The 18,586-nt window shown below is 67.1% G+C and carries 20 protein-coding genes and 1 pseudogene; 13 read left to right on the forward strand and 8 right to left on the reverse strand.

The window, feature by feature from the left end; all coding sequences use genetic code 11:
- Window positions 1-36: 36 nt before the first annotated feature.
- The 3 genes and pseudogenes from BCO18175_RS16525 to BCO18175_RS16535 all read left to right on the forward strand — a co-directional run.
- Window positions 37-189 (forward strand): annotated as a pseudogene (locus BCO18175_RS16525) (AraC family transcriptional regulator); the annotation flags it as partial.
- 169 nt (window positions 190-358) lie between these two features.
- A complete protein-coding gene (locus tag BCO18175_RS16530) occupies window positions 359-1,606 on the forward strand; it encodes an alkaline phosphatase family protein (protein ID WP_174982507.1) in 1,248 nt (415 codons plus the stop codon).
- Window positions 1,603-1,851 carry a hypothetical protein gene (locus BCO18175_RS16535; RefSeq protein WP_174982508.1) on the forward strand — a complete coding sequence of 83 codons (249 nt, stop codon included), beginning with the start codon at window positions 1,603-1,605 and terminating at the stop codon, window positions 1,849-1,851. Before BCO18175_RS16530 ends, BCO18175_RS16535 begins: the two co-directional genes overlap by 4 nt.
- Before the next feature lie 48 nt (window positions 1,852-1,899).
- Here BCO18175_RS16535 and BCO18175_RS16540 read toward each other — a convergent pair whose 3' ends face one another.
- Window positions 1,900-3,231, reverse strand: a complete 1,332-nt coding sequence (locus BCO18175_RS16540) for an MFS transporter (protein ID WP_174982510.1) — start codon at window positions 3,229-3,231, stop codon at window positions 1,900-1,902.
- Between the two features lie 284 nt (window positions 3,232-3,515).
- Here BCO18175_RS16540 and BCO18175_RS16545 point away from each other — a divergent pair, with 284 nt between their 5' ends.
- Complete coding sequence (locus BCO18175_RS16545) at window positions 3,516-4,964, forward strand: DUF1254 domain-containing protein (RefSeq protein ID WP_174982512.1); 1,449 nt, start codon at window positions 3,516-3,518, stop codon at window positions 4,962-4,964.
- A 100-nt stretch (window positions 4,965-5,064) separates the two neighbouring features.
- On the opposite strand, the gene dmpG is transcribed toward BCO18175_RS16545, so the two are convergent.
- From dmpG to BCO18175_RS16575, 6 genes are all read right to left on the reverse strand, one after another.
- Window positions 5,065-6,096, reverse strand: coding sequence for a 4-hydroxy-2-oxovalerate aldolase (gene dmpG / locus BCO18175_RS16550; RefSeq protein ID WP_174915518.1), 1,032 nt, complete (start codon window positions 6,094-6,096; stop codon window positions 5,065-5,067).
- 16 nt (window positions 6,097-6,112) lie between these two features.
- Window positions 6,113-7,012: an acetaldehyde dehydrogenase (acetylating) gene (locus tag BCO18175_RS16555; protein WP_174982514.1), complete on the reverse strand. Its 900-nt coding sequence runs from the start codon at window positions 7,010-7,012 to the stop codon at window positions 6,113-6,115.
- A gap of 13 nt (window positions 7,013-7,025) precedes the next feature.
- On the reverse strand, window positions 7,026-7,808 hold the full coding sequence (gene dmpE / locus BCO18175_RS16560; protein WP_174915519.1) for a 2-oxopent-4-enoate hydratase: 783 nt from the start codon (window positions 7,806-7,808) through the stop codon (window positions 7,026-7,028).
- 109 nt (window positions 7,809-7,917) lie between these two features.
- Complete coding sequence (locus BCO18175_RS16565; protein WP_174970044.1) at window positions 7,918-9,300, reverse strand: DUF1329 domain-containing protein; 1,383 nt, start codon at window positions 9,298-9,300, stop codon at window positions 7,918-7,920.
- Between the two features lie 40 nt (window positions 9,301-9,340).
- Window positions 9,341-10,906: a DUF1302 domain-containing protein gene (locus tag BCO18175_RS16570; protein WP_174982516.1), complete on the reverse strand. Its 1,566-nt coding sequence runs from the start codon at window positions 10,904-10,906 to the stop codon at window positions 9,341-9,343.
- A gap of 154 nt (window positions 10,907-11,060) precedes the next feature.
- Complete coding sequence (locus BCO18175_RS16575; RefSeq protein ID WP_174982518.1) at window positions 11,061-11,840, reverse strand: SDR family oxidoreductase; 780 nt, start codon at window positions 11,838-11,840, stop codon at window positions 11,061-11,063.
- A 137-nt stretch (window positions 11,841-11,977) separates the two neighbouring features.
- On the opposite strand from BCO18175_RS16575, the gene BCO18175_RS16580 reads away from it, so the two are divergent.
- From BCO18175_RS16580 to BCO18175_RS16605, 6 genes are all read left to right on the forward strand, one after another.
- Window positions 11,978-12,814 carry an alpha/beta fold hydrolase gene (locus tag BCO18175_RS16580; RefSeq protein ID WP_174982520.1) on the forward strand — a complete coding sequence of 279 codons (837 nt, stop codon included), beginning with the start codon at window positions 11,978-11,980 and terminating at the stop codon, window positions 12,812-12,814.
- 67 nt (window positions 12,815-12,881) lie between these two features.
- The gene (locus BCO18175_RS16585) at window positions 12,882-13,670 is read left to right on the forward strand and encodes an SDR family NAD(P)-dependent oxidoreductase (protein WP_174915524.1); all 789 of its coding nucleotides are present in this window, start codon (window positions 12,882-12,884) and stop codon (window positions 13,668-13,670) included.
- 38 nt (window positions 13,671-13,708) lie between these two features.
- On the forward strand, window positions 13,709-14,458 hold the full coding sequence (locus BCO18175_RS16590) for an electron transfer flavoprotein subunit beta/FixA family protein (protein WP_174982522.1): 750 nt from the start codon (window positions 13,709-13,711) through the stop codon (window positions 14,456-14,458).
- A gap of 16 nt (window positions 14,459-14,474) precedes the next feature.
- Complete coding sequence (locus BCO18175_RS16595; RefSeq protein ID WP_174982524.1) at window positions 14,475-15,419, forward strand: electron transfer flavoprotein subunit alpha/FixB family protein; 945 nt, start codon at window positions 14,475-14,477, stop codon at window positions 15,417-15,419.
- A gap of 3 nt (window positions 15,420-15,422) precedes the next feature.
- On the forward strand, window positions 15,423-15,950 hold the full coding sequence (locus BCO18175_RS16600; protein ID WP_174982526.1) for a transferase hexapeptide repeat family protein: 528 nt from the start codon (window positions 15,423-15,425) through the stop codon (window positions 15,948-15,950).
- A gap of 109 nt (window positions 15,951-16,059) precedes the next feature.
- Window positions 16,060-16,308: a hypothetical protein gene (locus tag BCO18175_RS16605; RefSeq protein ID WP_174915528.1), complete on the forward strand. Its 249-nt coding sequence runs from the start codon at window positions 16,060-16,062 to the stop codon at window positions 16,306-16,308.
- A 56-nt stretch (window positions 16,309-16,364) separates the two neighbouring features.
- Here BCO18175_RS16605 and BCO18175_RS16610 read toward each other — a convergent pair whose 3' ends face one another.
- Window positions 16,365-16,640, reverse strand: coding sequence for a hypothetical protein (locus BCO18175_RS16610; protein WP_174982281.1), 276 nt, complete (start codon window positions 16,638-16,640; stop codon window positions 16,365-16,367).
- Between BCO18175_RS16610 and BCO18175_RS16615 the strand changes: the two genes are divergently transcribed.
- The 3 genes from BCO18175_RS16615 to BCO18175_RS16625 all read left to right on the forward strand — a co-directional run bounded on the left by BCO18175_RS16615 (window position 16,573) and on the right by BCO18175_RS16625 (window position 18,495).
- Entirely contained in the window at window positions 16,573-16,872 is a 300-nt protein-coding gene (locus tag BCO18175_RS16615; protein ID WP_085037508.1) for a hypothetical protein, read from the forward strand. The two genes, BCO18175_RS16610 and BCO18175_RS16615, sit on opposite strands and share 68 nt — an antisense overlap.
- A 190-nt stretch (window positions 16,873-17,062) precedes the next feature.
- Window positions 17,063-17,707 (forward strand): DUF1326 domain-containing protein, encoded by a 645-nt coding sequence (locus BCO18175_RS16620; protein ID WP_174982925.1) that lies wholly within the window; start codon window positions 17,063-17,065, stop codon window positions 17,705-17,707.
- On the forward strand, window positions 17,704-18,495 hold the full coding sequence (locus tag BCO18175_RS16625) for a DUF2182 domain-containing protein (RefSeq protein WP_174982528.1): 792 nt from the start codon (window positions 17,704-17,706) through the stop codon (window positions 18,493-18,495). The genes BCO18175_RS16620 and BCO18175_RS16625 overlap by 4 nt, the downstream gene beginning before the upstream one ends.
- Window positions 18,496-18,586 lie beyond the last annotated feature (91 nt).

Consider the following 18,586-nt stretch of genomic DNA (forward strand, 5'->3'; position numbering starts at 1 on the left):
CGCTCAGAGCGCCATCCCGCCCGACACCTCGATGCGCTGATGGTGACGGGCGCGGCGAATGCGGAGACGGCCGCGTATCGCGTCGGCTACGAAAGCGCGTCGCAGTTCAGCCGCGAATACGCGCGGATGTTCGGTGCGCCGCCGCGGCGCGATGTCGTCACGCTGAAAACCGCCGCAGCCGACGGCTGAACGCACACGCCGCAACGCGGTTCGCGTGCGGCTTTACGCGCGGGCCGGCGCGGTCGTACACTCGTCGGCAATTCGCGGCCCGCGCCGTGGCTTTCAATCCCTTCAGTGGCTTTCAGCGGGCCAACGCCCGTGCCAGCAGGACTATCGTCGCGCGACGCCAGGAGGCGCCATGAGTGCAGACGCAGCCCCCGCATCCCCGTCGGTTCAGGACCGCATCCAGCACGTGTTCGTGCTGATGCTCGAGAACCGTTCCTTCGATCACCTGTTCGCGCTGTCGGGCTATCCGGACATCGTCGCCGCGTCGCCGGGCAACAGCAACGCGTATGGCGGCGCGGTCTATCCGTTCGGCGGCGGTGCACCCGACCGGATGCCGACCGATCCGTGCCATGAATTCAAGGACGTGCTCGAACAGCTCTGCGGCGCGGGCGCGCCGTTCGTGAAAGGGCAGCCGTATCCGCCGGTCAGCAACACCGGGTTCGTGTCGAACTACGCGACCTCGCATTCCGAAGGCACGCCGCCGCAGTCGGCCGATGCGGGCAAGATCATGCAGGGCGTCAATATCGCGACGCAGGCGCCGTCACTGTCCGCGCTCGCGAACGCGTTCGTGCTGTGCGATGCGTGGCATGCGTCGATGCCGGGGCCGACCTGGCCGAACCGCTTTTTCCTGCACGGCGCGTCGTCGGCCGGGCTCGACCATTCGCCGACCACGGAAGAAATGGGCGGGTGGAGTGCGTTCGGCGGCTTTCCCTATCCGAAGGGTTCGATCTTCGCCGCGCTCGGCGACGGCAACTGGCGCATCTACCAGGACCAGACGGGCAATCCGCTCGGCCACGTGCCGCAGGTCGCGTCGCTGAAGGGCATCAGCTTCTTCGACGTCGACGACCTCGCGCATTTCGAGGCCGATCTCGCGGCCGGTTATACGGCGCGCTATACGTTCATCGAGCCCGGTTACGGCGACATCGTGCACGGCACTTACCAGAACGGCAGCTCCCAACACCCGATGGATGGCCTGGCCGGCGGCGACCAGCTCGCCGCGCGCGTGTACGACGCGATCCGCAATTCGCCGGTGTGGAACAGCAGCCTTCTTGTGATCTGCTACGACGAGCATGGCGGCTTCTACGATTCGGTCAGGCCGGGTGCCGCGCCGCCGCCGAACGACGGCGCGGCGGCGACGCTGAATGCGAACGGCTTCGGGTTCGACGTATACGGCGTGCGGGTGCCGGCGATCGTGATTTCGCCGTGGGTCGCGGCCGGGCAGGTCGACCATACGCAGTACGATCACGCGTCGGTGGCCGCGACGCTCGAGCGGCTGTTCGGCCTCGCGCCGCTGACCGACCGCGACCGTCTCGCGAACGACCTGCTGGCGCTCGTCACCACGACGTGCCGCACCGACTGCCCGCAAAGGATCGGATCATGAGTACGACACCGGCACCCGACCCGCGCGATGCGCTGCCCGTGCACGACGGCACGAGCCTGCTCGCGTTTCTGCACATCCTGAAGAAAGCGCATGCGGCGCTGGTCGGCCATGACAAGGCCCATCAGCGCTTCAGCGAGATCGTGACGCGCGGGCAGGCGCGGCAATACATCGAGGAACTGATGCCGTCGCTGCTGCAGGCGCGCGAAGCGCATCGGCGCAAGCGGCACGGCGGGCAGCATCATTGACGGCAAGGGCGGCGCATATCTGTCTCGCATCAACCCGGATGCGTTGCGTCACGCCGCGTGCCGCGCCCGCTGCATGCTGACCGCCGACACCGCGGCGCCCGTCAACTGAACGGCCGCGCCGGCGAACATCGCCGCGCGCAAGCCGGCCGCACCGCCATGCGCGGCCGCGAACAGCGTGCCGAGCACCGCGATGCCGAGCGTCGCGCCGGTCATTCGCGCGACATTGACGAGCGCACTCGCGGTGCCTGAGCGCGCGGCGTCGACCGTACCGACGGCGACGGTCATCAGCGGCCCCGTCGCGATCCCCATGCCGAGTCCTGTCAACGCAAGCCCGAGTTCGGCACCGAGCAGGCTCGACGAATCGGCCGACGCGCCGATCATGGCGAGCCCGCTCGCGATGAGTCCGACACCGCCGGAGGTCGTCGCGCGCGAGCCGATGCGCTCGGACAGCGGCCCCGACCACGGCGATACGACGACGAACACGAGCGCCATCGGCAGCAGCGCGAGGCCCGCGCCGGTCGAATCGAGGCGGCCGTTGCCTTGCCAGTAGAGCGGCAGCAGGAACAGCACGCCGTACATCCCGAACGTCATGCCCATGGTGGCGGCGATCGCGCCGCGAAACGCGCCGATCCGGAAGAGTTCGAGCGGCACGAGCGCGGCCGCGCCGTGACGCCGTTCGATCGACACGAATGCGGCGAGCGAAGCGATCGCGACGCAGCCCGCGAGTGCGCACACGCCAGGCGAATCGCGGAACACGATCGCCGCATACGCAAGCGCGCCGAGTGCGAGCGCGCCCGTGACTTGCGCGCCGACGTCGACATGCCGGCCGCGCGGATCGGACGACTCGGGCACCGCCGGGATCGCGAGCAGCATCGCGGCGACGCTCAGCGGCACGACGACGAAGAAGATGCCGCGCCAGCCGAAGTGCCGGATCAGCACGCCGCCGAGCGTCGGGCCGATCGCCATCGCCACACCGTTGCACGCGGCCCAGATGCCGAGCGTGCGGCCACGCTCGACCGGGTCGCGCCACACCACGCGCACGATCGCGAGCGACGCTGGCAGCAGCAGCGCGGCGCCGACGCCGGCCAGCGCGCGGGCGGTGATCAGCACCGATACCGAAGGCGCTAGCGCGCACAGCAGCGATGCGGCGGTGAAGAGGGCCGTGCCTGCGATGAAGATGCGGCGCCGGCCGTACAGGTCGGCAAGCAGCCCACCGGTCAGCAGCAGCACCGCGTACGTGAGGTTGTAGCTGTCGACCACCCATTGCAATGCGCCGACGCCCGCATGGAAATAGTCGCCGATCGCGCGTGTCGCGAGATTGACGACGGCTGTGTCGACCTGTGCGACGAGCACGGCGAGGCACAGGGTCAGCAGCGTCATGCCGCGTCGTTCGGCGGTGGCACAGGCGGCCGGGGCGAGATGACCAGAATTCGGCACGATAGGTCGCTCCTTGAACGTCGTTCGATCCATGCTGCGCCGCGGCTGCTGACAACGTGCTGTCAGCAGGCGCTGCATCGGGTGCGCCAAGGCGGGACGATCTGCACGATTCATGCCGGGCGGTCGGTCATCCGCTCGGACGATTCGGCGCCGGTACGCGGGCGATAGCGTCTGTCATGGCGTATACGTGCGCCCCCGCCATCCGTCATCATCGACAGAGGATCCGCATGACACTGTCCGCCCGCAAGCCGACCGGTTCGGCCCCGTTCTCCCGCCGCGCGCCTTTCACCCGTCGTCCATTGGTTCGGCGCATCGTTTGTGCCACCGCGCTCGCGGTGTCGGTCATGCTGTCCGCGCCGGCTGCCCGCGCGAACGAACCGGCAACCGGCGCGTTGATCCGCGAAGCCTACGACTACGCGTTTCCGCTTTTCAAGCTGTCGCAGTACCGCTGGACGGCGCTGGAAACGACCGGCGCACGCACCAGTACGACGCTGAACCGGTTCGCGCACGCGCGCGCGATCGCGACGCCCGACGACCGCTGGGCCAATTCGCCGATCGTCGACGCGTTGTATTCGATCGCCTGGATCGATCTCGCACATGGCCCGGTCATGATCGATACGCCCGACACGGCCGGGCGCTATACGGTCCTGACATTGATCGATTTCTACTCGAACACGTTCCTCTATGCGGGGCATCGCACGACGGGCACCGCGCCGCAGCATTACCTGCTGGCCGGTCCCGGCTGGCAGGGGGCCGTTCCGGAGGGCGTGAGGCTGGTTCGTGCGCCGGCCAACGACGTCTACGTCAACCTGCGTGTCGCGGTCGACGGGCCGGCCGATCTCGCGGCCGCCCATGCCGTGCAGGACGGGTTTCGCATTACGCCCGAAGTTGCCGCAACGGACATGAACGCGCACGCGCCGGCGCGCATCCGGCCGCGCGACGACGATGCGCAGAACTTCGTCGCGATCGCGAACCAGATGCTGGCGCTCGATCCGCCGCCCGCGCACGACCGCGCGCTGATTGAACGGTATCGCCGCATCGGCATCTGTGGCGCCGAATGTGCGTGGGATCGACTGCCGGACGACGTCCGCGCCGCGTGGACGGCGGCCTATCCCGGACTGGAGCAGCAGTTCGTGAAGACCTACCTCGCCGCGGCAGGTTCGCATGGCTGGATCAACTACAACCCGCCGGGTTCGAAACTTGGTACGACCGAACAGCGCGATTACGCATTGCGTGCGCTCGCCCTGGCGATGGGGATGGGCATCCTTGGCGTGAGCCGCGACGAAGCCAATTACTGGATCACGTTCCGCGACGCGCACGCGCAGCCGTTGCTCGGCAGCCGCCGCTATCGGTTGCGCCTGCCGCCGGGCGGGATTCCGTCGAACGCATTCTGGTCGGTGTCGCTGTACGCGGTCGATCCTGACGGCCAGTTCCTGAATACGAATCCGATCGGCCGATACCAGATCAGCAGCCGCACGCGCGGCCTGACCGTCAATCCGGACGGCAGTATCGATATCGTGCTGCAGGCGTCGCAGCCGGATGGCGTGTCGGCATCGAACTGGCTGCCGACGCCGGCCGACGGCCGGCCGTTCACGCTGTTCGCGCGGGCCTATGAGCCGACCGGCAGCGTGCTGCAAGGGACGTTCGCGATGCCGTCGGCGGAGCCGGTGCAATAGCCGGCGCACTCAGAAAAGAAAACGGGGCGCATCGCGCCCCGTTTCACATGATCGACGCGGTATCGGGCGATGCAACCCGATACCGCGTTGAGTACGTCGACTACGCCGCCACTTCCCGCGCTCGCACCATCGTCAGCGCCGCGTCCTCGATCATGTCTTCCTGCCCGCCGACGAGCCGTTGCCGGCCCAGCTCGACGAGGATGTCGCGCGCGGGAATCCCGTACTTCGCTTCCGCGCGCTTCGCGAACAGCAGGAACGACGAGTAGACGCCCGCATAGCCGAGCGTCAGCGCGTCGCGGTCGAGGCGGATCGGCGCGTCCATGATCGGCACGACGAGATCCTCGGCGACGTCCGAGATCGCGAATACGTCGACACCCGTCTCGATCCCCATCCGGTCGCACACCGCGACGAACACTTCCATCGGCGTGTTGCCGGCACCGGCGCCGAGGCCGGCCGCGGCCGCGTCGATCCGGTTCGCGCCGGCGGCGACTGCTGCGACCGAGTTCGCGACGCCCATCGCGAGGTTGTGGTGGCCGTGGAAGCCGAGTTCCGTCTCCGGCTTCAGCGCGTCGCGCACCTGGCTGATGCGCGCGGTCACGTCGTCGGGCAGCATGTAGCCGGCCGAATCGGTGATGTAGATGCAGTTCGCGCCGTACGATTCCATCAGCTTCGCCTGCACGACGAGCTGCTCCGGCGACGACATGTGCGCCATCATCAGGAAGCCGACCGTATCGAGCCCGAGCGTGCGCGCGAGGCCGATGTGCTGCTCCGATACGTCGGCCTCGGTGCAGTGCGTCGCGACGCGGATCGTGCCGACGCCGAGTTCGTGCGCCATGCGCAGATGCTCGACGGTGCCGATACCCGGCAGCAGCAGCGCCGACACCTTCGCCTGCTTCAGCTCCGGAATCACGGCGCTCAGGTACGCCTCGTCGGTATGCGCGGGGAAACCGTAGTTGACCGATGCGCCGCCGAGCCCGTCGCCGTGCGTGACCTCGATCAGCGGCACGCCGGCTGCGTCGAGCCCGCGCGCGATGCTGCGCATCTGGTCGAGCGTGATCTGGTGGCGCTTCGGGTGCATCCCGTCGCGCAGCGACATGTCGTGGACGGTGATCTTCTTGCCTGCAAGTGACATCGCGTGGCTCCTCAACTCAAGCGGTGGCGGCCGTCGCGGCCAGCATCTGTTCGGCGAAACGCTCGGCCGTGGCGGCCGCGGCGGCGGTCATGATGTCGAGGTTGCCCGCGTACTTCGGCAGGTAATCGCCGAGCCCTTCGACTTCCATGAAGACCGACACGCGATTGCCGTCGAACACGGGGCCGTTCTTCAGCGTGTAGCCGGGCACGTAGCGCTGCACTTCCTTGACCATCGCATGCACGGACGCGGTGATCGCGTCGACGTCGGGCGGGCCGTCGGTCAGGCAGTGGATCGTGTCGCGCATGATCAGCGGCGGCTCGGCCGGATTGATCACGATGATCGCCTTGCCCTTGCGTGCGCCGCCGACCTGTTCGATCGCGCCGGACGTCGTGCGCGTGAATTCGTCGATGTTCTTGCGCGTGCCGGGGCCGACCGAGCGCGACGACACGGTTGCGACGATCTCGCCGTACGCAACCGGCTGCACGCGCGATACCGCGTACACCATCGGGATCGTCGCCTGGCCGCCGCAGGTCACCATATTCACGTTCGCCTGCGCGCTGTCGAGGTGCGCGTCGAGGTTCACCGGCGGCACGCAGTACGGCCCGATCGCGGCGGGCGTCAGGTCGATCATCTTCACGCCGAGCGCGGTGAGCTTGTCGGAGTTGTCGCGGTGCACGTACGCCGATGTCGCGTCGAACGCGATGCGGATATCATCGGTGGCCACGTGCGGCAGCAGCCCGTCGACCCCCTTGTCGGTGGTCTTCAGGCCGAACTCGCGCGCCCGCGCGAGGCCGTCGGACGCCGGATCGACACCGACCATCCACACGGGTTCGAGCACCGGCGAGCGGCGCAGCTTGTAGAGCAGGTCGGTGCCGATGTTGCCGGGCCCGATCAGTGCGCATTTGATTTTCTTCATCACGATTCTTCCTTTAGATAAAGCGGACGTCGCAGCTGCCGATGCCGGAGATATGCATCGACAGCGCGTCGCCGGCCGTGACCGGAATCAGTTTCGCGAGCGAGCCGGACAGCACGATCTCGCCGGCGAGCAGCGGCACGTCGTACGCGGCGAGCGTGTTCGCGAGCCACGCGACCGCATCGGCGGGATGGCCGAGCGCCGCGTCGCCGCGCCCTTGCGCGACTGGCTCGCCGTTCTTGTCGATCGTCATCTCGCACGCGGCGAGATCGAGCGTGCGCGGATCGACGCGCGCGTCGCCGAGCACGTACACGCCGCACGATGCGTTGTCGGCGACGGTGTCCTCGATGCGGATCGCCCAGTCGCGGATGCGCGAGTCGACGATCTCGAAGCAGGGCGCGACGGCAGCCGTCGCGGCGATCACGTCGGTGCGGTCGATGCCGGGGCCGCGCAGGTCGCGCGCGAGGATGAATGCAATTTCACCCTCGGCGCGTGGCGCGATCAGCGAATCGGCGGCGATCGCTTCGCCGGCCGCGTAGTGCATGCCGGACAGCAGGATGCCGAAATCGGGCTGGCGCACGTTCAGCATGTCCTGCACGGCCTGGCTCGTCACGCCGATCTTCTTGCCGACCACAGCCTCACCGTGTTCGACGCGGCGTTCGATGAAGCGCTGCTGGATGCGGTAGGCGTCGTCGAGCGACAGGCGGCGCGGGCGGCTCGACAGCGGCGCGACCGGCGCACGCGCGTGCCACGCGGCGTACAGCTCGTCGCCGAGCGTCGTATGCAGGCGGGAAGACATGAAAGGGCCCTCGAATCTCGAATGGAAAAGGCCGCCGTCGCGGGCGGCGTCGGGCGCCGGAGCGGGGCTCCGGCGCGTGGGTCGCGGGCGTGCCGCGTCGACAGGTTGCTTAGTTACCCGAACTGCGGATCGCGTCCGGCGAGAAGTACGCCTCGTTGAACTGCGGGCTGTTGTCGAGCTTCGGCATCGGGCCTTCGTTCGTCAGGCGGTCGGCCATGTACGCGCCGGAGATCAGGTCGTGATAGAAAACGACGCCCGGGTAGAACACCTTCGCGTCATACGCATACAGCGTCGTCGCGACGTTGGTGCGCCACAGCTGGCCGCGCGCATCGTAGTTGTCGGCGAGCAGCGTCATCCACGAATCCTCGTCGATATACAGCACGCGCTTCGCATACTGGTGACGGTAGTTGCTCTTCAGCGTCGCCTGCAGCACCCACACGCGATGCAGCTCGTAGCGGAGGTACGACGGGTTCTCGTGGCCCTTGGTCAGCAGGTCGGCGTACTTCACCGAGCTGTCCATCGCCTTGTAGTTGTCGTACGGCACGTAGATTTCGCGCTTGCCGACGATCTTCCAGTCGTAGCGGTCGCCGGGGCCGTTGTACAGGCGGTCGTCGTCGACGGTGCGGAAGCCGCCCGGGCCCTGCGGCTGGTCATAGCCGTATTCGGGCGCCTGGCGCACGCGGCGCGTGCCGGGGTTGTACATCCACGTGCGCGACGAGTTGTCCGCGCCGGCCTTGTCCCAGTTCGTGAAGCCGACGATCAGCGAGCCGCGGTCGGACAGCGGCAACTCCGTCGCGTTGCGGTAGTACGTGCGGTTGTTCGCGTCGCTCTTCACGTCGAACTTGCCGGAGTTGCGCGGCGAGTAGATATCGTAGCGCACCTTGCCCCACGCGATGTTGCCGTCCGAGTACACGACCGCCTGATCGTAGGTCGCCTGCTCGGCGCCGATCGCCGACGAGAAGCGCTGGTTCCACAGTAGCTCGGCGGCGGTCTTCGGGATCGGGTAGGGCACCGTCGGCGGCGCGTTCGTGAGGCCGTTCGCGTCGGACGTCATCGTCGAATCCGGCGCGTACGCACGGATGTCCTTGTAGACGGAATCTCCGTAGCGGAAGTCGCGATGGCTCGGGTAGACATTGATCTTGAACGTGGCCGGGTAGCGCTTGAACATCGCCTTCTGGCCGTCGGTCAGGTGCTCGGCGTACTGCGCCATGTTTTCCGCGGTGATCGTCGCGACCGGCTTGTCGCTCGCGAACGGATCGGGGTAGCGGCTGCCGCGCTTGTACTGCACGTCCGGCGGCGTGCCGAGCCACTTGCCCGACCACTCGGGCACGCCGCTGTCCTTGCTCGCGGCGCGCACCGCGCCCATCGGCGTCAGCGGGCCGTCGAGTGCCTTCAGGTCGTCCGGCGTGACCTTCGGGAACGACGCCGTCGCGACGACCGCGCACGCGGCCATCACCGACGCGCGCAGGAGGGGGAGATGAATGCGTTTCATATCGGTCCTCATAGTGCTGAATGACGAGCGGCTGGGCCGCTCAGAAGTGGTAGGTCGCCGTGGCCAGCACGTAGTCGCGATCCGCGAGCGGGCGCGTAACCGGGTTCGGCGATCCGAGGAACTTCGCGTAGACGAGCGACAGTTGCAGGTTGCTCAGGCGCGTGAAGGTCACGCCGGCCGTCACGCGGTGGTCGCCCTGGCCCGTCAGCGAGCCGAGCGCGCCGGCGAGCGGCGACGTGCCCGTCAGGTCGTGCGTATAGGTCAGCGGCACGTCGAGATCCCAGCCGTTGAACACGTTCTTGTAGCTGAGCGTCCACGCGATCTCCATCGCGAGCGCGTTGCGCGAATTCGCGAGCGTGGTCGAGCCGTCGAGCTCCGAGATGCTGCCCGCATGCACGTACGTGAGTTCGCCGATCAGCGACTGCGAATTCGCGAGGAAGCTCGGCCCGATCGAGTAGATGCCGGACAGGTTGGTCTGCAGCACGTTCGCGCGGGTCGACTGCAGGCCCGTCGGCGTGTTGACGAGCACGGCCGCGCCCTGGCGGTACGACACTTCGCCCGCGACGTTCACGGGGCCGACCTGCGTCGAGAAGCTCGCGCCGGTCAGCTTGATGTTGCTGAAATACTTTTGCTGGTACTGGAGCGTCGGGAAGTACGTCGTGACGACGCTCGGGTTCATGTCGTTGTAGTGCAGGTGGTACAGGCCGAGCTCGGTGTCGCCGAGTACGCGAAAACGTGCGCCTATACCCCACTGGTTGCGGGCGCTCGGCTTGTCGTCGGGGCCGCGCGGAATGATCATTCCGCCCGGGCCGATGATGAACTGCGCGCCGGGGCCCGTGACGTCGGAGTAGCTCCAGTACGTGCCGGGTGCGGTCAGGCGGTTCTGCTGGTACGAGAACTGGTAGTAGCCGAGCAGGCTGAAGTTCGGCGTGATCTGCCACTGCGTCGAGATCTGCGGCACCGGCAGCAGGATGTCCTTCACCTCGGCGCCGGCCATGTACGACTTGGTCGCGTCGGCAGGCCCTTGCGCACCCGCGATGTTCGGGAAGAACAGGCTTTCACCCCACGCGACGACCTGGTCGCCGACCTTCACGTTCAGGCTCGTCGAGCCGATGTGGAACGTGTTGTACGCATACGCGGCCAGCAGCGTCGTGTGGCCGCCCGACCAGTAGCGCGCGTCGCTCGTGAAGTTGTTGTACTGGCCCGACTGGTTCACGGTGCCCGGCGCATCGTTGTAGTTCGGGCGGTGATACGCCTGGTCGTAGAACGTGTCGGCACGCACGAACACGCCCCAGTCGTCGTGCTTCAGGTTCACTTCGCCGAGCAGGCTGACCTGGTTCTCGATCAGCTTGTTCTTCGCGAAGTTGCGGTCGCCGTCGTCGCCGTTGATGTTCGCCGGCGTGAGGAGATTGCCGCTCGGTGCACGCGTACGCATGCCGAGGCCGTAGCTGAGCGTGAACGTGTAGTCCAGCGTCGTGTCGGCGCCCAGCTCGATCGTGCTGCCTGCGTGTGCGCTGGGCACGGCGCACGTCAGCAGCGCGGCGGCCAGCGTCGACAGCGTGGCGGTTGCCCGCTTGTCGGTACGGCGCGAAATCCGTTGATGCATGGTGTCTCCTCTTGGGGGTATCGACGACGGTCGACTGTGTGTTGTCGTGAGAGGCAGAGTAGGGAGATCGCGGTAGCAGGGAATCGTCAAAATGAACTAGATGACTTCCCTAGGACTGGCAACGATTCGTGCCGTACCGTTTGCCATGTGCGCATCAGCGCGCAACCGCCTGCGCGGCCGCCAGGAACGCGGGCCGCTCGCCGCCGCCGTCGAGCCGCAGGTTCGCCCCCGACGTGTACGACGCTTCGGGCGATGCGAGGAACAGGCACGCAGAGGCAACGTCGTCGGGTGTCGCGAGCCGTCCGGCGGGAATCGTCGCGCGGATCGCGTCGAGCGCATCGTCATCGCCGTAGTGGCCTTCGGTAGCCGATTCCGTCTGCACGAGGCTCGGGCTGATCGCGCACACGCGCACGCGCGGCGCCCACTCGACCGCGAGCGACGTGACCGCGTTGATGAGGCCCGCTTTCGCGGCGCCGTACGCGGCCGTGCCGGGCGAGGGCCGCGATGCACTGACGCTCGCGATGAACAGCATCACGCCGCCGTCAGGCTGCGGCTGCATGATCGCGTTCACGCGCTGCGCGAGCTGCAGCGGCGCGATCAGGTTCAGCCGCACGATCGATTCGGTGAAGCGCGGCGACGCATCGGCCGCGAGCGCGAACGGCGAGCCGCCCGCGTTGTTGACGAGCACGTCGAGGCCGCCCGCCGCATCGCGGATCGTCGCGAGCATTGCGTCGACCTGTTCGATGTCGCGCAGGTCGGCCGCGACGAATGTCGCCGTGCGGCCGCCGGCCGAAGCCGGCGTGTCGGGTGCGCTGCGTCCGCAGACGAACACACGCGCCCCCGCCGCGAGAAACCGTTCGGCGATGCGCCGCCCGATGCCCTTGGTGCCGCCCGTCACGAGCACCGTCTTGCCGCTGTAGTCGAATCCGTTCATCGTTGCCTCCGTTTCGGTGGGCCGATGATAGGAAGAAGCGCGCGCGGCTTCGTAGTCTGAAAGGATGATGCCGGCCAGCGCCGGCGGCGCAATCATCGTGGCAGACATCCATCGAACGACGAAGGAGACAATCCGCGATGACGATCCCCACGACGCCGCCGGCCGGCATCTTTACCGACGTGCCGGGCGGCCTGCGCCTGCACCACTACGAGGCGGGCGCAGGCCGGCCCGTGGTGTTCATCCACGGCAGCGGCCCGGGCGCCAGCGGTTTCAGCAATTTCAAGCACAACGTGCCCGCCTTCGCGGCGGCCGGCTATCGCGCGATCGTCGTCGACCTGCCCGGTTACGGGCAGTCGTCGAAGCCGTCCGACGTCGCCTATACGCTCGATTTCTTCGTCGGCGCGCTGCATGCGCAGCTGACCGCGCTCGGCATCGGGCCGGCCGTGCTGCTCGGCAACTCGCTCGGCGGCGCGATCGCGCTGAAGTACGCGCTCGATTATCCGGACGAAGTCGACGGGCTGATCATGATGGCGCCGGGCGGCGTCGAGGATCGCGACACCTATTTCCGGATGGAAGGCATCCAGCGGATGGTGAAGCTGTTCACCAATCGCCAGATGAATGACGACACGATGCGCGAGTTGCTGACGCTGCTCGTGCACGACCCGGCGATCGTCACCGACGCGCTGGTCGCGGAGCGGATGAAGGTGTGCGCCGAACAGCCGACCGAAGTGCTGTCGACGATGAGCGTGCCGAACCTGACCGGCGCGCTCGGCGACCTGCGTACCCCGGTGCTCGGTTTCTGGGGCACGGACGACCGCTTCAATCCGGTCGGCGGCGCGCTGAAGTTCCTCGAACGCTGCCGCGACGCGCGCTTCGTGCTGATGAACCGGTGCGGCCACTGGGTGATGGTGGAACACGCCGACTATTTCAATCGGGAATGCCTCGATTTTCTTGCGACGCGGAATACGCGATAACGCCAGATGCCCTTGAGGGCTGGCCCCGATGCGGGCGAGCCCGTCTGAACAAAACCATGGAGACGACATGAAACTCATCGAAGACCTGTTCGACCTGCGCGGCAAGGTGGCCGCGATCACCGGCGGTGCACGGGGCATCGGCGCGGAGACCGCGCGCACGCTGGCTGCCGCCGGCGCGAGCGTCGCGATTCTCGACGTGCTGTCGCAACCGGCGGAAGCGCTGGTCGAGGAAATCCGCGCGCAGGGCGGCCAGGCCGCGTTCTGGTCGCTCGACGTGACGCACGAGGCCGATGTGGCGCGCGTGTTCGGCGAGATCGTCGCGCGCTTCGGGCGCCTCGACGTGCTCGTGAACAACGCGGGCATCGAAGGCCACAACGTGCCGACGCACGAGCTCACGCTCGCGCAGTGGCAGCGCGTGCAGGACGTGAACGTCAATGGCGTGTTCCTGTGCACGCGTGCCGCGATTCCGCATATCGACGCGGCCGGCGGCGGCTCGATCGTGAACCTGTCGTCGATGTACGGGATCGTCGGCGGGCCCGACGTGCCCGCGTATCACGCGTCGAAGGCCGCGGTACGGATGATGGCGAAGGTCGACGCGATGCTGTACGCGGCGAAGAACATCCGTGCGAACTCGGTGCATCCCGGCTATATCCGCACGCCGATGCTCGAGGAAGCATTCCGCCAGATGGGGCAGGACCCCGATCGGGCCTTCGAGTACATGCAGACCACCGTGCCGATGGCGAAGATCGGCAGCCCGCGCGATATCGCGGCGGGCATCCTGTATCTCGTGTCGCCGGCAGGCCGCTACGTGACGGGCGCGGAGCTCGTGATCGACGGCGGATTTACCGCGCGCTGACGCGACGCGGCGCACGCAACGGAACAGGAGACAGGCAGTTGAAAGCGCTCGTGGCAGTAAAGCGCGTGGTCGACGCGAACGTGAAGGTCGGCGTGAAATCCGACCGGACGGGCGTCGACATCGCGAACGTGAAGATGTCGATGAACCCGTTCGACGAGATCGCGGTGGAAGAGGCCGTGCGGTTGAAGGAGGCCGGCGTCGTGACCGAAGTGATTGCCGTGTCGGTCGGCGTCGCGCAGGCGCAGGAAACGCTGCGCACGGCGCTCGCGATCGGCGCGGATCGCGCGATCCTCGTCGAATCGAATGAAGGCGTCGAGCCGCTCGGCGTCGCGAAGGTGCTGAAGGCGCTGGTCGACAGGGAGCAGCCGCAACTGGTGATTCTCGGCAAGCAGGCGATCGACGACGATTCGAATCAGACGGGCCAGATGCTGGCGGCGCTGGCGGGTTTGCCGCAAGCGACGTTCGCATCGAAGGTGGTGGTGGCCGACGGCCGTGCGACGGTTGCACGCGAAGTCGACGGCGGCGCGGAGACGCTGTCGCTTCAACTGCCCGCCGTCATCACCACCGACCTGCGCCTGAACGAGCCGCGTTACGTGACGCTGCCGAACATCATGAAGGCCAAGAAGAAGCCGCTGGACGTCGTGAAGCCCGACGACCTCGGCGTGGATGTGACGCCGCGCCTGAAGGTGCTCAACGTGAACGAGCCGCCGAAGCGCGCGGCCGGCGTGAAGGTGCCGGACGTGCAGACGCTGGTCGCGAAGTTGAAGACCGAAGCCAAGGTGCTGTAACAGGGAACGCAAGGAAATGACGATTCTGGTGATTGCGGAACACGGCAACGCGTCGATCAAGGCCGTGACACTGAATGCCGTCGCTGCCGCGCAGGCGCTTAATGCTGCGGGCGGCGGCGACGTTCATGTGCTGGTCGCGGGACACGACGCGCAGGCGGCGGCCGACGCAGCGGCGAAGATTGCCGGTGTGTCGAAGGTGCTGCTGGCCGATGCGCCGCAGCTGGCCGACGGTCTGGCCGAGAACGTCGAAGCGACGGTGATGAGCGTCGCGAACGGCTACTCGCACATCGTTGTGCCGGCTACGGCCTACGGCAAGAACATCGCGCCGCGCATTGCCGCGAAGCTGGATGTCGCACAGATCTCCGAGATCACGGCGGTGGTGTCGGCCGATACGTTCGAGCGCCCGATCTATGCGGGCAATGCGATCGCGACGGTGCAGTCGGGCGATCCGGTCAAGGTGATCACGGTACGTGCGACGGGTTTCGATCCGGTGGCGGCCGAAGGCGGCAGCGCGGCGGTCGAGAAGATCGAAGCGGCAGCCGATGCCGGCAAGTCGCAGTTCGTGAGCCGTGAAGTGACGAAGCTGGACCGTCCGGAACTCACGAGCGCAAGCATCGTCGTGTCGGGCGGTCGCGGCTTGGGCAGCGGCGAGAACTTCGCGTTGGTGCTGGAGCCGCTGGCCGACAAGCTTCAAGCGGCGCTCGGCGCCTCGCGCGCCGCAGTCGACGCCGGCTACGTGCCGAACGACTACCAGGTCGGCCAGACCGGCAAGATCGTCGCGCCGCAGCTGTACATCGCGGTCGGTATCTCGGGTGCGATTCAGCACCTGGCCGGCATGAAGGATTCGAAGGTGATCGTCGCGATCAACAAGGATCCGGAGGCGCCGATCTTCAGCGTGGCCGACTACGGCCTCGTCGGCGACCTGTTCACGCTCGTGCCGGAAGCGGCCGCGGCGCTCTGACCGATGCCGCTGTTCGAGTTCAACGGGATGCGGCCGCGCGTCGATCCGTCCGCGTATGTCGATCCGAGCGCGGTCGTGATCGGCGACGTGACGATCGGCGCGCGCTGCTACATCGGCCCGCATGCGAGCCTGCGCGGCGACTTCGGCGCGATCGTCGTCGAAGACGGCAGCAACGTGCAGGACGGCTGCGTGCTGCATGTCGGGATCGGCGAGACGTGCCGGCTCGGCGTCAACAGCCACATCGGCCACGGCGCGATCGTGCATGGCGCGACGCTCGAACCCGACACGATGATCGGGATGAATGCGGTCGTGATGGATGGCGCGACGATCGGCGCCACGACGATCGTCGCCGCGTGCGCGTTCGTGAAGGCCGGCTACGACGTGCCGCGCGGCGTGCTGCTCGCGGGCATGCCGGGGCGCGTCGTGCGGCGGCTGAGCGACGCGGAGATCGAAGCGAAGGCGAACGGCACGCGGATCTATCAGCAGTTGGCGGCGGACTGCCTGAGGACGATCAGGCGGATCGACGGGTGAGCAGCAGGTGAACAACCGGCATCCGGGCGGCTCAGGAAGCGACGGATTGCCGGGCGGGTTGCCGTTGCCGTAAGATCGGCACAGGCTTTCCCACCGGCACCCGCGTCACATGAAAAAGAACGTCCTTTTGCGGCTCACAGTCATTGCGTCGGCTTTTGCCGTCTACAGCGTTTACATGCACATCGAGCAGTTCATCAGTGGCTGCGTGTGGGTCAGGGGCCATCAGCGTTGCAGTTTCGAGAACAGCACGAATTTCGAAGGCTGGATGGATCTTGACCTGATGATCGCCTGCTGCTGGGTCGCCGCGGCGGTGGTGGGCTGGATTTCCGTCATGCAGGCCGCGAAGAAGCCGGGTTGACGGCGGCCATTTCCTTCACCTGAAACCGATTGCTGTCAATCCGTGACAACGATCATTCATGCGGCATCGCCGCAATCGTCAATGCCGCTTCCGGATTCCCGCGCCGCGGGAGCAACGGGGCCGGATTCCGGTCTGTCGACGCGATGGTCGGCGCGGACACCGGCACTCGTCACCCATCCGCCGCCATCGGCTGTCGTTGTGCTTTTTCCTTCCGTGCCGGGATAATGATCCGGCGTCGCGCACGCCGCGCGAGGGGAGGCTCCCATGCAATTTCCGACGGGATCGGTGGTCGCGCTCAGTTCGGCCGCCGCGACGATGTTTTCGATGGGCATGCTGTTTCTCGGCTACTGGGGCTGGCACGAGCCGCTGCCTTGGCGGTTCGGCGACTACATCGTGATCCTGCCGGCGCTGGCCGGGTTCGCGTGCCTCGTCAGCGTGCCGTTTCTCGCCACATCGCCGATGAAGACACCCGACGACGAGTCGCGGATGTTCGTCGCGCGGCGCGTGTTTCTGTGCGGTGCAAGTGCGTTGTGGTGTGCGATCGTCGCGTCGCTGGTCGTGTGAGATCCGTGCAGGATTCGCATGAGCCGACGTCCGCCGGTGCGGTCTTGCACGAGCGTGTCGAAACGTCTTCCGCGAGCGCTCGACGGACGGTTTTCATGCGTCGATTCGGGCCGCCATGACGGCTTTGATTTCCCCAGTGCGGTGCACTAGATTCGAAACATTCATGTGCAACCGAGCGCGAGGTGAAACCATGACGCCGTGGGAGATTCAGGGCACCGAATTGATGAATTGCAATTGCTCATACGGTTGCCCGTGCCAGTTCAATGCGCTGCCGACCAACGGCAATTGCGCGGCGATGGGGGCGATTTCGATCGACAGCGGCCACTACGGCGACGTGGTGCTCGACGGCGTCAGGATTGCGGTCGTGTTCGAGTGGCCCGGGGCGGTCCACGAGGGCCGGGGCCGGTGCCAGCCGATCGTCGACGAGCGCGCCAGCCCGGCGCAGCGCGAGGCGGTGCTGAAGATCATGACTGGTCAGGATACCGATCCGTTTGCGACGATGTTTTCGGTCTACGCGGCGACGCTCGAGCAGGCGTTCGATCCGATCTTCGCGAAGATCGATTTCGACGTCGATGTCGATGCGCGGCGTGGCCGGATTCACGTCGACGGCGTGTTCGATCTCGCGGGCGATCCCATCCGCAATCCGGTGACGGGTGCCGAGCATCGCGCACGGATCGACCTGCCGCACGGTTTCGAATACGAGCTGGCCGAGATCGGCTCCGGTACATCGCGCTCGCAAGGCCACATTCCGCTGACGCTCGACGGCACCTATGCGCAGTTCGCGCGACTGCACCTGAACAACCACGGGGTGGTCCGGCATCGCGTCGCGGCATGACTCCCGTCGACCACTGGCTCGGGCGCGAGCGCGTCATCACGCTGCTCGGCATGGCAGCGCTCGTCGGCCTGTGCTGGTTCTATCTTTGGACGGGGGCGGGAACCGGCATGTCGGCGCTGGAGATGACCACCGTCGCGCTCTTTCCGCATCGCCTGACGGACGCGATGGGCAGCATGGATCCGTCGCTGCCGGCCGTGATCGTGATGTGGTGGGTGATGATGATCGCGATGATGACGCCCAGCGCGGCGCCGCTCGTGATGCTGTACCGGCGGGTATTGCGGCAGCACGGCGCGGACGGGGCGGGTTCGACGTTCACGTCGGTGTCGCTGCTGGCGGGCTACCTGGCCGCATGGCTCGCCTTCTCGATCGGCGCTGCGTTGGTTCAGGCGATGCTGCAGCCGGCCGGGCTGATCTCCGCGATGATGCTGTGGTCGAAGAGCGCCGTCCTTTCCGCGATCGTGCTGGCGCTCGCCGGGCTCTATCAATTCTCGTCGCTGAAACGCGCGTGCCTTCGGCAATGCCGGGCGCCGGCCGGGTTCCTGGTCGCGCACTGGCGTCCGGGCGTCGCGGGCAGTTTTCTGCTTGGCACGCGGCACGGCATGTATTGCGTGGGCTGCTGCTGGTTGCTGATGGCGCTGCTGTTCGTCGGCGGCGTGATGAATGTCGTGTGGATCGCTGTGCTGTCGTTCTTCGTGTTCGCGGAAAAGATCCTGCCCGGCGGTGAACGCATCGGGCGTGCGCTGGGCGTCGTGCTGATTGCTTGGGCCGGCGTGACGTTGATCGTGTGACGGCCTGTAATGGGCAAGCCGGCGCGGACATGAGGAATCGCTGTGTACGTGTGACGGCTGGCTGCGGCCGGTCTTGCGTCGAGCGATGCCG

This window comes from Burkholderia lata, assembly GCF_902499335.1.
GTDB lineage: Bacteria > Pseudomonadota > Gammaproteobacteria > Burkholderiales > Burkholderiaceae > Burkholderia > Burkholderia lata_B.